The organism is Micromonospora sp. LOL_024, assembly GCF_048060415.1.
Lineage (GTDB): Bacteria > Actinomycetota > Actinomycetes > Mycobacteriales > Micromonosporaceae > Micromonospora.
The window spans coordinates 1-267 of sequence record NZ_JBHMIS010000226.1; the positions used below are offsets into that span (position 1 = coordinate 1).

Annotated in this window: 1 protein-coding gene; it reads left to right on the plus strand. The window is 74.2% G+C overall.

The annotated features are described in order from the left end of the window. Positions 1-267, plus strand: a 267-nt coding sequence (locus tag ACFHWY_RS28970; protein WP_416583396.1) for a transposase family protein, incomplete at both ends; no start/stop codon positions are given.

Consider the following 267-nt stretch of genomic DNA (forward strand, 5'->3'; position numbering starts at 1 on the left):
GGTGGTGTCCCCGCTGGTGGCCCGGCTGGCGCAGGTCCCGGACCCTCGTCGGCTGCGCGGGCTGCGCCATCCGCTGCTGGTCATCCTCGTGCTGACCGCGTGTGCCACTCTCGTGGCCGGTAACGACGGCGTGACCGCGATCCGGCAATGGGCGGCCCGGACCCCGCAGGAAGTCCTGCACCGGCTCGGCGCCCGCCGCAATCCGCTGACCGGCCGATACCTGGTGCCCAGCGAACGCACCTTCCGGCGGGTCCTGGCCGCCGTCGA